11 protein-coding genes are annotated in these 13,999 nt (G+C 38.0%); 8 read left to right on the forward strand and 3 right to left on the reverse strand.

The genetic code is table 11. The features are described 5' to 3' along the window. The first annotated feature begins 67 nt into the window (after positions 1 to 67). The 5 genes from leuC to SOLCA_RS20330 all read left to right on the forward strand — a co-directional run bounded on the left by leuC (position 68) and on the right by SOLCA_RS20330 (position 7,697). Positions 68 to 1,459 (forward strand): 3-isopropylmalate dehydratase large subunit, encoded by a 1,392-nt coding sequence (gene leuC / locus SOLCA_RS20310; protein WP_014682356.1) that lies wholly within the window; start codon positions 68 to 70, stop codon positions 1,457 to 1,459. Positions 1,460 to 1,572: 113 nt separating this feature from the next. Next, positions 1,573 to 2,169 carry a 3-isopropylmalate dehydratase small subunit gene (leuD, locus tag SOLCA_RS20315; RefSeq protein WP_014682357.1) on the forward strand — a complete coding sequence of 199 codons (597 nt, stop codon included), beginning with the start codon at positions 1,573 to 1,575 and terminating at the stop codon, positions 2,167 to 2,169. Positions 2,170 to 2,378: 209 nt separating this feature from the next. Beyond that, complete coding sequence (gene leuB / locus SOLCA_RS20320; protein ID WP_014682358.1) at positions 2,379 to 3,452, forward strand: 3-isopropylmalate dehydrogenase; 1,074 nt, start codon at positions 2,379 to 2,381, stop codon at positions 3,450 to 3,452. A gap of 134 nt (positions 3,453 to 3,586) precedes the next feature. Beyond that, on the forward strand, positions 3,587 to 6,016 hold the full coding sequence (locus SOLCA_RS20325; RefSeq protein ID WP_014682359.1) for a TonB-dependent receptor: 2,430 nt from the start codon (positions 3,587 to 3,589) through the stop codon (positions 6,014 to 6,016). 172 nt (positions 6,017 to 6,188) lie between these two features. Then, positions 6,189 to 7,697 carry a S8 family peptidase gene (locus SOLCA_RS20330; RefSeq protein WP_014682360.1) on the forward strand — a complete coding sequence of 503 codons (1,509 nt, stop codon included), beginning with the start codon at positions 6,189 to 6,191 and terminating at the stop codon, positions 7,695 to 7,697. A gap of 37 nt (positions 7,698 to 7,734) precedes the next feature. Here the strand turns inward: SOLCA_RS20330 and lepB are convergent, their stop codons facing one another. Further along, on the reverse strand, positions 7,735 to 8,886 hold the full coding sequence (lepB, locus tag SOLCA_RS20335) for a signal peptidase I (RefSeq protein ID WP_014682361.1): 1,152 nt from the start codon (positions 8,884 to 8,886) through the stop codon (positions 7,735 to 7,737). A gap of 171 nt (positions 8,887 to 9,057) precedes the next feature. Here lepB and SOLCA_RS20340 point away from each other — a divergent pair, with 171 nt between their 5' ends. Then, positions 9,058 to 10,332, forward strand: a complete 1,275-nt coding sequence (locus tag SOLCA_RS20340) for a hypothetical protein (protein ID WP_014682362.1) — start codon at positions 9,058 to 9,060, stop codon at positions 10,330 to 10,332. 117 nt (positions 10,333 to 10,449) lie between these two features. Here SOLCA_RS20340 and SOLCA_RS20345 read toward each other — a convergent pair whose 3' ends face one another. After that, positions 10,450 to 11,601, reverse strand: a complete 1,152-nt coding sequence (locus tag SOLCA_RS20345; RefSeq protein WP_014682363.1) for a galactokinase — start codon at positions 11,599 to 11,601, stop codon at positions 10,450 to 10,452. A gap of 95 nt (positions 11,602 to 11,696) precedes the next feature. Here SOLCA_RS20345 and SOLCA_RS20350 point away from each other — a divergent pair, with 95 nt between their 5' ends. Continuing rightward, entirely contained in the window at positions 11,697 to 12,746 is a 1,050-nt protein-coding gene (locus SOLCA_RS20350) for an aldose epimerase family protein (protein WP_014682364.1), read from the forward strand. Further along, the gene (locus tag SOLCA_RS20355) at positions 12,736 to 13,251 is read left to right on the forward strand and encodes a GNAT family N-acetyltransferase (protein WP_014682365.1); all 516 of its coding nucleotides are present in this window, start codon (positions 12,736 to 12,738) and stop codon (positions 13,249 to 13,251) included. Before SOLCA_RS20350 ends, SOLCA_RS20355 begins: the two co-directional genes overlap by 11 nt. A gap of 67 nt (positions 13,252 to 13,318) precedes the next feature. Here the strand turns inward: SOLCA_RS20355 and SOLCA_RS20360 are convergent, their stop codons facing one another. Beyond that, entirely contained in the window at positions 13,319 to 13,999 is a 681-nt protein-coding gene (locus tag SOLCA_RS20360) for a metal-dependent hydrolase (protein WP_014682366.1), read from the reverse strand.

Genomic DNA, 13,999 nt, shown 5'->3' on the forward strand with positions numbered 1-13,999 from the left:
AAGGTAATTTAAGATTGAACAATTAACCAAGCCGATCCTATTGGGTCGGCTTAACCGATAGAAAGAGATGGGGAAAACCTTATTTGACAAAGTTTGGGATGCACACGTTGTAACAACTGCCGAAGGCGGAATTGACGTGCTGTATATCGACAAGCATTTGATTCACGAAGTTACTAGTCCACAAGCTTTCTCCGAATTGGAGAATCGTGGAATTAATTTATTCCGTCCTACTAAAATGGTAGCCACTGCGGATCATAACGTTCCTACGATTGATCAGCACCTGCCAATTAAAGATGATCTTTCAAGATTCCAGGTAAATAAATTAACAGAGAACTGTAATAAGTTTGGTGTTGAACTTTATGGCCTTGGACATAAATACCAGGGAATCGTACACGTAATTGGTCCTGAGTTGGGTATTACACAACCGGGCATGACGATTGTGTGTGGTGATAGTCATACGTCAACTCATGGTGCTTTTGGTTCGATTGCGTTTGGTATTGGTACCAGTCAGGTTGCCATGGTGATGGCGAGTCAATGCTTGCTTCAGGCAAAACCTAAAAAAATGCGGATCAATGTTAATGGTAAACTTCCAAAGGGAACGCTACCGAAAGATGTTGTGCTATATATTATTGCAAAATTAAGTGCTAACGGAGGTACAGGCTATTTCGTAGAGTTCGCAGGAAACGTATTTCGTGAAATGTCGATGGAAGGCCGTATGACCGTGTGTAATATGAGCATTGAGATGGGTGCACGAGGAGGAATGATTGCTCCTGATGATACTACTGTTGAATATGTTCGTGGTAAGGAGTTCGCTCCAAAAGGCGAGGCTTTTGAAAAAGCAGCGGCTTATTGGAAATCATTAGCAACGGATGCTGACGCAATTTTTGATGCAGAGTACTCTTACAATGCTGAAGATATTGAAGCGATGATCACTTATGGTACTAATCCGGGCATGGGTATTAAAGTTACTGATTCGATTCCGGTTGAAGATGCGTTTTCAGGTAAGGAGAGTTTCAGTAAGGCTTTAGATTATATGGGATTGCAAGCTGGAGAGCAAATGATCGGTAAACAAGTGAATTATGTGTTTATCGGTAGCTGTACTAACTCACGTATAGAAGATTTGCGTATTGCAGCACAAGTAGTAAAAGGTCATAAAAAAGCGGCTAATGTTCATGCCTTTATTGTTCCTGGCTCAAAGCAAGTGGAAGCACAAGCTAAAGCAGAGGGATTAGATAAGATTTTTGAAGAAGCAGGTTTCCAATTAAGAGAGCCTGGTTGTTCAGCTTGCCTAGCAATGAATGACGATAAAATTCCTGCTGGTGAATATTGTGTTTCTACGTCAAACAGAAACTTTGAAGGCCGTCAGGGACCAGGTGCTCGTACCTTCCTTGCAAGTCCGTTAGTTGCGGCAATTACTGCTCTTGAAGGTAAAATTGCAGATGTGAAAGCGTATTGTTAGATATGAGATCTCAGATATGAGATTTGAGAATCTCTTGTCTGAAACTCAAATATTTGATTAAGAAGATGTAAGGCTATCTCAAATCTGATATCTTACATCTCAAATCTCAAAAAATGAAAAAAGACTTTATAAAATTAACATCGACAGCGGTTCCGTTGCCGATAGAAAATATAGATACCGACCAGATTATTCCCGCGCGCTTTTTAAAGGCCACAAGTCGCGATGGTTTTGGTGAGAATTTGTTCCGCGATTGGCGTTTTGACAATGCCGGTCAGCCTAAAGCAGATTTTGTTTTAAATAATAAGCGTTACAGTGGACAAATATTAGTAGGAGGCAGAAACTTTGGTTGTGGATCGAGCCGTGAGCACGCTGCATGGGCAATTTATGACGCGGGGTTCAGAGTAGTTGTATCAAGCTTCTTCGCTGATATTTTTAAAGGTAATGCATTAAATAACTTCTTATTGCCGGTTCAGGTTTCTGAAGAGTTCTTGCAAGAGATTCTATCAGCAACTATTGACAACCCTGCTACTGAGTTAGCGATTGACCTTGCAACACAAACAATTGAATTAGTGGGTGCTGGTAAGTCTGAGAATTTCGCTATTGATGGATACAAAAAAATGTGCCTGTTAAACGGTTTTGACGACATTGATTATTTATTAAGTCTGAAGGATAAAATCGAGGCATACGAAGAACGAGCCATCAAATTCTAAACAAGCATCATCATAAGGTTAATTGATAGGCAGGGGTAACACCCTGCCGCCCGCAAGGGTTAGTCACTGCTCCCCTAAATGGGAAACTAAGCAAAACAGAAACAACTGACAATCAATCATCTTAATCCAAATTGATAATCCTTATCAACTAGTCACAAAACTAAATCAGTGTAATCACTTTATACTAATCGGTGTAATCACAAATAAGTATGAATAAAAAAATAGCCGTTCTTTCAGGCGACGGAATAGGACCTGAAGTTATCGCACAAGCAATTAAAGTGCTTGATGCAGTAGCTCAAAAGTTTAATCACACATTTGAATATACCAATGCATTAGCTGGAGCAATTGCAATAGATAAAACTGGCAATCCAATGCCTGATGAAACGCTGCAAGTTTGCTTAGAGGCGGATGCGATTCTGTTTGGTGCTATTGGTGATCCGAAGTTTGATAATGATCCCAATGCCAAGGTTCGACCGGAACAAGGATTATTAAAGATTCGTAAGGAAATGGGCTTATTCTGTAATATTCGTCCAGTAACAACTTATGATTCATTAATTAGTAAATCACCTTTAAAAGAAGAACGTATTAAAGGTGCCGATCTGGTTGTTTACCGCGAGTTAACCGGAGGTATTTATTTCGGCGAAAAAGGAAGAAAGAATGATGGTGTTGTTGCATTTGATAATTGCGAGTATTCAGTTGAAGAAATTGAGCGTATTTCAAAATTAGCTTTTGAAGCTGCACAAACCCGTCGTAAAAAGTTAACTTTAGTCGACAAGGCAAACGTTTTAGAAACCTCACGTTTATGGAGAGATGTTGTTAAGAAAATGGCACCTTCTTATGCAGATGTTGAAGTTGATTTCTTGTTTGTTGATAATGCTGCTATGCAGATGATCGTTAAACCAACTCAGTTTGATGTTATTTTAACTGAAAACATGTTTGGTGATATTATTTCTGATGAAGCCAGTGTAATAACAGGATCGTTAGGATTATTAGCATCTGCTTCTATTGGCGCAAAAACAGCCATGTTCGAACCTTGCCACGGTTCATATCCGCAAGCTGCGGGTAAAAACATTGCAAACCCGGCTGCTACTATATTATCAGCTGCAATGATGCTTGACTACTTCAAGTTATTTGAAGAAGCTAACTTGGTTCGTGAAGCCGTTCAAGATTCAATTGATAAAGGATTATCAACAGTTGATGTAAATCCTGAAAATCCGCAAAGCACCTCTGCTGTAGGTGATCTGATTGCTGCTTATATAGCAAAAGCGGCAGTTACTGTATAATATTTTCATTAATTATTAGATAACTTCTGATCCTGCCCTCAACCAGCAGGATTTTTTATTGAATTGTGCTTTAAACTTGGTCAATAAGCATTTTATCTTTTTCTTTGGACATTTTTTTAATAGGTTTAAAACAAATGGGAGATAATTTACTCAAAACACTGGCAACAGGTCTGTTTTTATTAATTCAACTTTCTGCATCGGCTCAACAAAACGGTAACTTAAAAGGTAAAGTTACAACAGTAGACGGTAAGCCAGCCGAAGGTGTTACTATTAACCTTAAGGAAGGTAAAGTGAACACGCTTTCAAATTATGAAGGTGAATATCAGTTACGGGTTAAACCGGGCAGTTACACCGTGCGTGTTTCAGCTGTTGGCCTTTCAATACAGGAAAAATCAATCACTATTATTGGTGGGCAAACTGTAACACTTGATTTTGTTTTAAATGAAAACTCCCAACAATTACAAGAGGTTATTGTAAGTGGTAATGCAGTAAATAGGTTTAATAAAGACGCAAGTGATTATGTTGCCAAAATGCCAATGAAGAGGATGGAGAATCCTCAGGTTTATTCGTCCATTTCAAACCAATTAATGGAAGAGCAATTGTTGTTTTCAGTTGATGATGCAATAAAAAATGCCCCGGGTATCACAAAATTATGGGAAGCTACTGGCCGTTCTGGGGATGGTGGGAGCTTTTATTCCTCAAGAGGTTTTGTTTTGCAAAGTCAATTGAGAAATGGTATTGCCGGAAATGTTTCTAGTAAAATTGATGCAGCTAACCTTGAGCGCATAGAAGTAATAAAAGGTCCATCTGCTACATTGTTTGGCAGTACACTAACATCGTATGGCGGTCTAATTAATCGTGTAACGAAGAAACCTTATGATCATTTTGGTGGTGAAGTCGTTCTATCCGCCGGAAGTTTTGGTTTTAACAGATTGTCGGCCGACGTTAACACTCCTTTGGATAAAGATAAAAATGTGCTATTTCGCTTAAATACGGCGTATAGCTATGAAGGCTCTTTCCAGGATAATGGTTTTATAAAGGGTTTCGTTTTGGCTCCTAGCTTATCTTATAAAGTGAATGATAAACTTTCCTTTAATGTAGATGCTGAATTTAACAATGGTCAAAATACAACAAATCAATTCTTCGTTTTTGCTTGGGGAGCTAACGTTACGGATTTGGGTGCGTCAAGAGCTGATCAGCTGAATTTGGATTACCGACGTTCGTACATGACCGAAGGATTAAATCAGACCTCAAGAAACACCAATATCTTTGGACAAATGGATTATAAAATGGCTGATAATTGGACGTCTCAATCCAATTTTACTTTTACAAACAGTTATTCAGATGGTTTTAGTCCCTATTTCTATTTATTGACAGATGCTATGGTTTCCGGAAATCCATCTGATGTTGGCAATCACTATATTTCACGTAACGACCAATCAACAGCTAATAGTAAAGACCAGGTAATCGAATTACAGCAGAACTTTATTGGAGAGTTTAAGTTAGGGAATCTTAAAAATCGATTTGTTGGTGGTTTAGACGTTTATATGCGAAATTCAGATCAATTTTTCTTTGGCAGTACTTTAGATACCATTCCTACTCAGGGTGAAATATCAGGATATAATAATTTTAATGCTGTAAATATGGACGGGTTGTATGCCACCAGACCTCCTGATTTTGTCTTTTCAGATATTTATAAAACAAATACCTATAGCAGTTATATTTCAGATGTATTAAATATTACGGATAACCTGATAGCCACCGCTGCACTTCGCCTTGATTATTTTGATTATAAAGGAAAATACAATCCTAAAACAGGGGTTACCAATGGCGAATACGATCAGTTTGCACTTTCTCCAAAGTTTGGGGTAGTTTTTCAACCTCTAAAAGATAAAGTAGCTCTTTTTGCAAATTATCAAAATGGCTTTACTAATGAAACAGGATCCGATTTTGATGGAAATGCATTTAAACCGGAGCAGGCGAACCAAATTGAAGGAGGTGTTAAACTGGATGCTTTTGGAGGAAAACTAAGCAGTACGATCAGCTACTATAATATTAAAGTTAAAGATATAATCAGAGCTGATACACAACATTCAACTTTCTCTATACAGGATGGAACGCAGATTAGCAGAGGTTTTGAAGCGGAAGTAATTACAAATCCTATTGACGGATTAAATATTGTAGCAGGTTTTGCTTACAATGACTCTAAGTTAGAGAAATCCGATTCTGAGGTGGAAGGTCGGAGACCTGTTGCTGCCGGATCTCCTTATTTAGGCAATTTATGGGTAAGCTATCGCCTAACAAAAGGACAAGTTAAGGGTTTGGGGTTTGGTGTTGGAGGAAATTATGCTAGTGATAACGCTATCATTAACAGCGTTAGTGAGGGTGAATTTGTATTGCCAGCGTATACCGTTTTAAATGCTACAGCATTTTATGATCGTCCAAAATTCAGAATAGGCGTTAAGCTCGATAATTTAACCAACGAACAATATTGGATAGGTTATTCTTGTATAAGTCCACAAAAAACAAGAAACCTGTCGGCCAGTTTAACTTTAAAGTTTTAATCGAAATTTTATAAATACATTAATAGAAAATCCCGTATAGTTACGGGATTTTTTTTGTTGTTATCTATTTGTTTTACAAATAGATATATTGTAAATTAAAGGAAAGTTGTTACACTCAGCTTCTACAACACCTCTAAAAAATCCAATTAATCACCTTTAAAAACAAACAGCAATGAAATTTTATGCGCTCTTTAAAGCAATGCTGCCGGTGTTATTCATGGCTTGCATTGTAAGCTCGTGTAAACGAGATGATGAAGCTATTAAAAAGAATAGCCTGCAGGTTGAAAAACAAACCAATCAACTACAAGCTACCTCTATAGGAGCCTCTGAAAAAAATGACAACACGGGAGTTCCTATTTCAAACAAGTACATTTTGATTGCAAGTTCAGAAATCAGTCTTCCGACAGGAATTGATGGAGAATTGTCGGGTATGGGAGCCACGATTGATAAGAAACTTGATCAGGTTGGGTTAACATTTGTCTCTTCTAATGATCCTGATTTTAAGGCAAAAGCTAAAAAAATCAAAGGTATACGATCAGTGATAAACGACTACAGAGCCCGATGGTATGATCCGCAAAAGGAAAAAACTGTAGCAGCTCAAAACCTTGCTGAATCCCATGAAATTGGTCCAGTGGCTGATAATGATTTTTACTTTCCGCTTCAATGGGGAATGTTAGCTGTTGATGCAAGAGATGCATGGGCAAAAGGCTATACCGGCCAGGGAGCTTCTGTGGCAATTTTAGATACAGGTTTTGATCTTGACCACCCTGATTTGGTCCCCAATATTGACCTGGCAAACAGCGCCAATTTTGTTCCCGGAGAAGTGTTGCAGTATAACTTACCCGACCCGTTTAGCCACGGCACACACGTTGCAGGTATAGTTGGTGCAGCAGATAATGCATTTGGAGTTATTGGTGTAGCTCCACAGGCAAAACTAATTTTGGTTAAAGTATTAAACGATAATGGTAATGGTGACTTTTCCTGGATCATGCAGGGTATTATTCATGCTGCGGATCATGGAGCTAATGTTATCAATATGAGTATTGGTGCATTTATTCCTCATCATTCTCAAACTAAAACTCCTGATGGAGTAATCAACGATACCAATGAAATCCAAGAATTGTTGGTTGCTATGAACAGGGCTACTAATTATGCCTATAAAAAAGGTGTTACCATTTTAACCTCAGCCGGAAACGAAGCGGTAGATCTAAATCACATCGCAGATTATGACCATTATCCATCGGGATGTAGTAATGTAATTAGTGTAGCCGCCACTTCTCCAGTTGGATGGGCTAATAATTTTGCTACTGATTTGGATATCCCCACAACCTATACAAATTTTGGTACCTCGGGAGTAGATTTAGCTGCTCCAGGTGGAGATTTATATAGCACTGTGACTGGCAACTGTACTGTAGGTCCTGTTGGTGGCGTTCCGTGTAATGTGTTTGACCTTATCTTCAGTACGGGGAATAATGGCTGGTTTTGGGCCGGTGGAACAAGCATGGCTTCTCCTCATGCTGCGGGTGTGGCCGCTTTAATCGTCGGAAAACACGGAGGCAATATTTCGCCGTCTCAAGTTAGAAGTATTCTTCAACGATCAGCAGAAGAAAAAGGTAAACCTGGAAAAGATGCCTTCTTTGGCTTTGGAAGAGTGAATGCTTCTCAGGCAGTAGATTATTAAAAAAGTTATCCCGGCGTTACTTGCGCCGGGATTTTTATTATTCAATTTTCTTAAGCAATCTATCCCATCGTATGCCATCAAAAAAACAACCTCTGTCATTGCTCGACCAAAACACAAATAATGGTTTGCCAACAATATGATCTTCCGGAACGAATCCCCAGTAGCGAGAGTCTAATGAATTATGGCGGTTGTCGCCCATCATAAAGTAATAATCCATTTTAAAGGTATAAGAATCAGCTTTTTTATTGTTTATATAAATAAGGCCGTTTTCTGTTTTTAATGAATTTCCTTCATAACGTTCAATAATAGCTTTATAAATGGGAAGATTCGCTAAATCAAGCTTTACACTCACTCCTTTTGCCGGAATGGTAAGCGGTCCAAAATTGTCGCGATTCCAGATGGTTGTTGAAGGTTGTATCACATTATCTTCTCTCTTCTCTTTTGGAAGTATATCTTCCTGCATAAACTTTACAATTGAATTTTTCGCAACGGCGTCGGCTTGTGTTTGCGATAAGAACATATAATACTGATTTTCCTGAATCATTATTATGTCATTTGTTGCAGCCGGATCTGCATTGTATGGCCTCACTCCAATCTCTTTCAAGAAATCGCTGTTAAAGGCAGAACCATCAGTCACTACAATATAACTTGATTGATCCTGGTTATGAATAACAGCTGCTTTATGGTTTACGTAAAGTTTTCCTTCTTTTATTTCCATTACATCATTAGGAAGGGCTACACATCTTTTTACATAGTTTTCTTTTTTATCAACCGGATGATAGTCGCCACTTGCGTCTTTGCTTTCAGGCCAGTTAAAAACGACCACATCTCCGCGGTCGATCGTCTCTAATCCAGGCAAACGGAAATAGTTTAATTCAATCAGTCTGCTATAAGAATTAACAGGCGCATTTTCAGTAAATGGGAGCGTATTATGCATAAGTGGTAATGCAATTGGAGTCATCGGTAATCGTGGGCCGAAATTCAGCTTGCTCACAACTAACCGGTCTCCCACCATAATGTTTTTTTCCATTGACGGTGTTGGTACAGCATATAATTGTATAAACAACGTGTTTATAATAAATGCCATCACCAATGCAAATAGCATAGCCCCGGCCCAATCTTTAATGATAGCTTTAAGTGTAGGAGGTTGATTATTATTTACAACCTTTTTCCTTTTGAAGATGTTCATAAATCTCTTAGTTAGTGTTAGTTTATGGTACAATAACTCATTGCTGATCTACTTAGTATCAAACGATTGTAAAAACTTAATTATATTAAGTGGATCAATCCTTCATTATGTTGGACTGCCAGAGATTCAGTAACAAAAAAACTTTTCACTTTTGCTTACCTTTGCCCTACCATGAGAGAAATCTTTGATACCAAGCGTAAAGCGCTGAAAATAAACCTTAATTCTGCTATTTATGGCACATTTGCCGAAATTGGTGCCGGGCAGGAAGTTGCAAGAAACTTTTTTATGGCAGGTGCTGCATCTGGAACTGTTGCTAAAAGTATGTCGGCTTATGACATGGCTTTCAGTGATGCTATTTACGGAGCCGAAGAATGTGGAAGGTATGTGACGCAGTCGCGTTTAGAGAAAATGCTTGAGCATGAATATAATTTGTTGCCCGAGCGTTTAACTTCTGAAAAATATAAAGGACGTACATTCTTTGCTTTTTCCAATACAGTAACTACCTTAAATTATGCAAAAACCAATGAATCTCATGGTTGGATTGGATTAAGATTTCAATTAACACCAAAAGCTGAGCCGAATGAGATTCTGTTCCATATTCGTTTGCTCGACAGTGATGCAGGTTTGCAGCAAAATGTTCTCGGCATTATTGGTGTTAACCTGGTATATGCTGCATTCTATTATCATAAAGATCCCAAAGAAATGATCGAATCTTTGGTCGATAACATCTCATTCGGTTCTGTTGAAATCGATATGATAAGTGTTAAAGGTCCTGATTTTCAGCATGTCAATAATCTGTTGTTAAACTCTTACCTTATTTTAAAAGGGTTTTCAACAGCAGCTATTTTTGGCCCCGACGGAGAGGTTTACCAAGCTAAAAATCTTCTTTATAAAAAGGATGTGATTATTTATCGCCGTCGTTTTGGTCAAAAAGCACCGATTGACAAAGAAAAGCTTGCTTCTGCAATTGAATACATTAAACAAAATGAAAGTATTCAGGACGATAACCTGGTTGTATTAACCGAAATCACTTTAAACAATACTATTCAGGAGGTTGATGGAGAGTTGAATTTGGATGAGTTTGTGAAACGTGCCGAAGAATTATTGGCTCGTAAACGGACAGTGATTATTTCCAACTTCTCCCGACATAATTTATTAGCACAATATGTTGCCCGCTGTAAAGCAAAAAGGGTTACTATTTTAATGAATATCGCCAATCTGGTGAATGTTTTTGATTCAAGTAACTATGGAGAGGGCTATAGCGGACAATTACTGGATTACATTGGAAATCTGTTCCGCAAAAATATCCAAGTTTATGCCTTCCCTCATTACTCTGAGAAAGAAAAAGCTGTAATCACGACAGAAAATATGCCGACTTCTCCGGAAGCAAAACCATTATTTGACTTCCTGATAGCAAACCGGTATGTAGTTGATGTAAAAGTATAATCTCAAGTATACTAAAACTAAGAATCGCATATTCTTTGATATGCGATTCTTAGTTTTAGTAGTAACTCAGTTTGTTCTTGCTATCCGTTTTAACTGACGATTTAATGTTTGACCACACTAATTAGCTATTCTAACCCCATCTCCAATAGTGCTTTTGAAAACAGAACAATCATACCCAACCTTTTCCTGGTAATAAGCGGAAAGACGATTGGCAAAGTCTTCAAATTTGTTGGTTTTAACCAAAGCGATGGCACAACCTCCGAATCCTGCACCTGTCATTCGTGCTCCGATGACGTTTGAATCAGTTTTGCAATAATCAACAATAGTGTCTAATTCAAGACCGGTTACTTCGTAAAGGTTTTTTAAAGAATCATGAGAACCATACATAAGCTTGCCAAATGTGGTTAAATCACCGTTACTTAAAGCCGCTACCGATTCTTTTACACGCTCATTCTCGGAAACCACATGTTTTGCTCTTTTAGCAATCGTAAAGTTCTTAATTAAATCAAGATTAGCGTCGAGTTGAACAGCGTTAAGATCACACAGGTGTTGTATTTTCAATTCTTTTTGAAGTTCAGCTAATGCTGTTCTGCATTCAGTGAAACGCTCATTGTATTTTGATTCGGCTAATTTTCTGGGTTTGTTAGTATTGATGATCGCTAATGTATATTCCCCCAGGTCACAAGGAATGGCTTCATACTCGACCGTGTCACAATCTAAAACTAACGCCTTGTTTTTTTCTCCGAAAGCCACCGCAAACTGATCCATTATTCCACAGTTTACACCTATAAATTCGTTTTCGGCTCGTTTGGCAATTTTTACAAGGTCGAGTTTACTAATTCCGGTATTATAAAGCTCATTGAAAGCAAAGGCTGTCAGCACTTCAATTGATGCGGATGATGAGAGGCCAGATCCGGTTGGAATGTTGCCGTAGTACAAAAGGTCGTAACCTTGTTTGCTTTGAGAATTTCCAAGGAAATTAATTACGCCCAACGGATAATTATACCAATCCTTACCTTGTTTCGAATAGGAACCATTAACCTTAATCTCAGCAGCTTCATTAAAGTTCAGACTTTTAAACCGGAACACATTTTCATTGTTAGGAGTCACTAATAGATGTGTTCCTAATGTGATGGCACATGGCATTACTTTGCCGCCGTTATAATCAATGTGTTCACCAATAAGATTTACTCTGCCCGGACAAAAGAAATGATACTGAGCGCTATGATTAAAAACTTTTTCAAATTCCAAGGATAGATTGTTCTCCATTTTGTTCTTTATTAATTAGCTTAGGTTCGAAAAAAATCCACTTTTTTAAGCAGATTGTAACCTGACTAAAATAAAATATTTCAGCATAAATAAATATGAAAATTACACGCGAACTCAACGGAAAAACATCAGATGGTCAACAACTTGAATTAGTAACACTAGAGAACGACCATAAAACGATTGTAAAGGTTACAAATCTTGGTGGAATCATAACTTCAATGATTTTTAATTCAAAGAATGGTGAGCCTGTTGATATCGCTTTGGGTTTTGATAATTCATTAGATTATTTATCGCCTGAGTATTTAAAAACTGATCCTCATTTTGGTGCGGTAATTGGCCGTTATGCCAATCGAATAAAAAATGCAAAATTCCAGATCGATGGAGTTGAATATCAGCTGGCTCAAACAAACGGAGCAGATTGCCTGCATGGTGGTGTTGAAGGTTTCGATAAAAGGGTGTGGGAAATTGTAGAGATTATCGAATCTCCAGAACTAAAGGTTAAAATGAAATATGTGAGTCCGGATGGAGAAGAAAACTTTCCAGGAAATTTAACAGTTTTCTTAACTATCGGACTAAATAATAAAGATGAAATAAGCATTGCTTTTGATGCCGAAACAGACAAGGCTACTGCTGTAAACTTGACGCATCATGGCTACTTTAACCTGAATGGAGGAAAAGGGCAAATAGGAGACCATCTGCTGACCTTGAATTCCTCTAATTACCTAGAGCAGGATGCTAATTATGTTACAAATGGTAACCTGGTAAATGTAAAAGGAACTGCTCATGATTTCACCAGTGAAAAACCAATTAACCGAGATTGGGATGAAAAAGAAGGTTACGATCAATCATTTGTGATTGATGATAAAGCTGACGGGTTAAAATTTGCTGCAAAAGCCAGCTCGAAAGAAACCGGAATCGTATTTGAAGTATTTACTACTGATCCGGTAGTGCATCTTTATTGCGGTTTGTACATTCCGGAAATTGAAGGAAAATATGGAATTAATTATGGCCGTTATTCTGCATTTTGTCTCGAAACACAGATTCACCCAAATGCAATTAATGTTCCTTCATTCCCAAATACCGTTTTGCGTCCTGGAGAGAAAATGCACAGTGAAACAGTTTACAAATTAAGTTATGCTGATTAAGTTAAAACGCTGCGAATTACGTCCCTGGCAATCGGGAGATGAGCAGTCTTTAATTAAGAATGCTAACAGTAAAAAAGTATGGGACAACGTTAGAGATTATTTCCCGCACCCGTACACGTTAAAGGATGCTGAAGAATGGATAGTTAGAAACCGTGATGTAGATCCTGCTGTTAACCTGGCAATTGTAGTTGATGGACAAGCTGCAGGTGGTATTGGTATTGTTGTCAAAGAAGACGTTTCAAGAATAAATGCAGAAATAGGATATTGGCTAGGTGAAGATTATTGGAACCGAAATATTATGACAGAAGCAGTTTCTGCCATGGTTGATTATTCGTTTGACAATTTTGATGTTATAAGAATTTATGCGGAAGTATTTGAAAAGAATTACGCATCAAGAAAAGTACTTCAAAAAGCCGGTTTTTTAGAAGAAGCCATATTGCGTTTCAGCGTGATAAAAAATAATGAAATAATGGATTCCTATGTATATTCTATTCTAAGGGATTAAATAAATTCCGGCTCCTCTGTTCAATCTGGTCAGAGGAGCCGAAAAATTTATCTTAATTAACTCTTTATTATTCAAGGTTCAGGCTATTGCCAATCGGAACAAGATGTAACTCTTTTCCTTCTACAGCAAACAATTGTTTCGAGGCCTCGTGGTCAATTTTAATGAATCCGAAGGTATCATAATGTACCCCAATCACTTTGTCACAATTAAGCATTGATGATGCCACTGCAGCTTGTTGTGCGTCCATGGTGAAATTATCTCCAACAGGTAAAATAGCCCAGTTAATGGCATGTAAACGACCAAACAGTTGCATGTCTGAGAATAGTGCAGTGTCGCCAGCGTAATAAACGGTTTTGCCATTGGAAGTAATGATGAAACCTCCCGGCTCGCCGCCATATGTTCCATCGCCGAAACTGCTGCTATGCAAGGCCTGTACATATTTCACCACTCCGAAATCAAAGTTCCATTTTCCTCCAAAATTCATTGGATGACCGTGAAAGCCTTTTGCTTCATAATAACTTACGATTTCAAAATTGGATATAATTTTGGCGCCTGTATTTTTAGCTATAAATTCAACATCAGCCGTATGGTCCGAGTGGGCATGTGAGATAAGGATATAATCAGCCTTAATTTTACTTACATCGATATGTTTAGCCAACTCATTCCCTGTAATAAAAGGATCAAATAATAAGGTTTTGCCACCTGTTTCAATGGAAAAACAAGAGTGTCCATAATATGTAAATTTCAT

This window comes from Solitalea canadensis DSM 3403, assembly GCF_000242635.2.
Classification (GTDB): domain Bacteria; phylum Bacteroidota; class Bacteroidia; order Sphingobacteriales; family Sphingobacteriaceae; genus Solitalea; species Solitalea canadensis.

Excerpts from the sequence above, each read along its gene's own strand:
- leuC (WP_014682356.1), top strand. The coding sequence starts at position 68 with ATGGGGAAAACCTTATTTGACAAAGTTTGGGATGCACACGTTGTAACA.
- leuD (WP_014682357.1), top strand. The coding sequence starts at position 1,573 with ATGAAAAAAGACTTTATAAAATTAACATCGACAGCGGTTCCGTTGCCG.
- leuB (WP_014682358.1), top strand. The coding sequence starts at position 2,379 with ATGAATAAAAAAATAGCCGTTCTTTCAGGCGACGGAATAGGACCTGAA.
- SOLCA_RS20325 (WP_014682359.1), top strand. The coding sequence starts at position 3,587 with ATGGGAGATAATTTACTCAAAACACTGGCAACAGGTCTGTTTTTATTA.
- SOLCA_RS20330 (WP_014682360.1), top strand. The coding sequence starts at position 6,189 with ATGAAATTTTATGCGCTCTTTAAAGCAATGCTGCCGGTGTTATTCATG.
- lepB (WP_014682361.1), bottom strand. The coding sequence starts at position 8,886 with ATGAACATCTTCAAAAGGAAAAAGGTTGTAAATAATAATCAACCTCCT.
- SOLCA_RS20340 (WP_014682362.1), top strand. The coding sequence starts at position 9,058 with ATGAGAGAAATCTTTGATACCAAGCGTAAAGCGCTGAAAATAAACCTT.
- SOLCA_RS20345 (WP_014682363.1), bottom strand. The coding sequence starts at position 11,601 with ATGGAGAACAATCTATCCTTGGAATTTGAAAAAGTTTTTAATCATAGC.
- SOLCA_RS20350 (WP_014682364.1), top strand. The coding sequence starts at position 11,697 with ATGAAAATTACACGCGAACTCAACGGAAAAACATCAGATGGTCAACAA.
- SOLCA_RS20355 (WP_014682365.1), top strand. The coding sequence starts at position 12,736 with ATGCTGATTAAGTTAAAACGCTGCGAATTACGTCCCTGGCAATCGGGA.
- SOLCA_RS20360 (WP_014682366.1), bottom strand. The coding sequence starts at position 13,999 with ATGAAATTTACATATTATGGACACTCTTGTTTTTCCATTGAAACAGGT.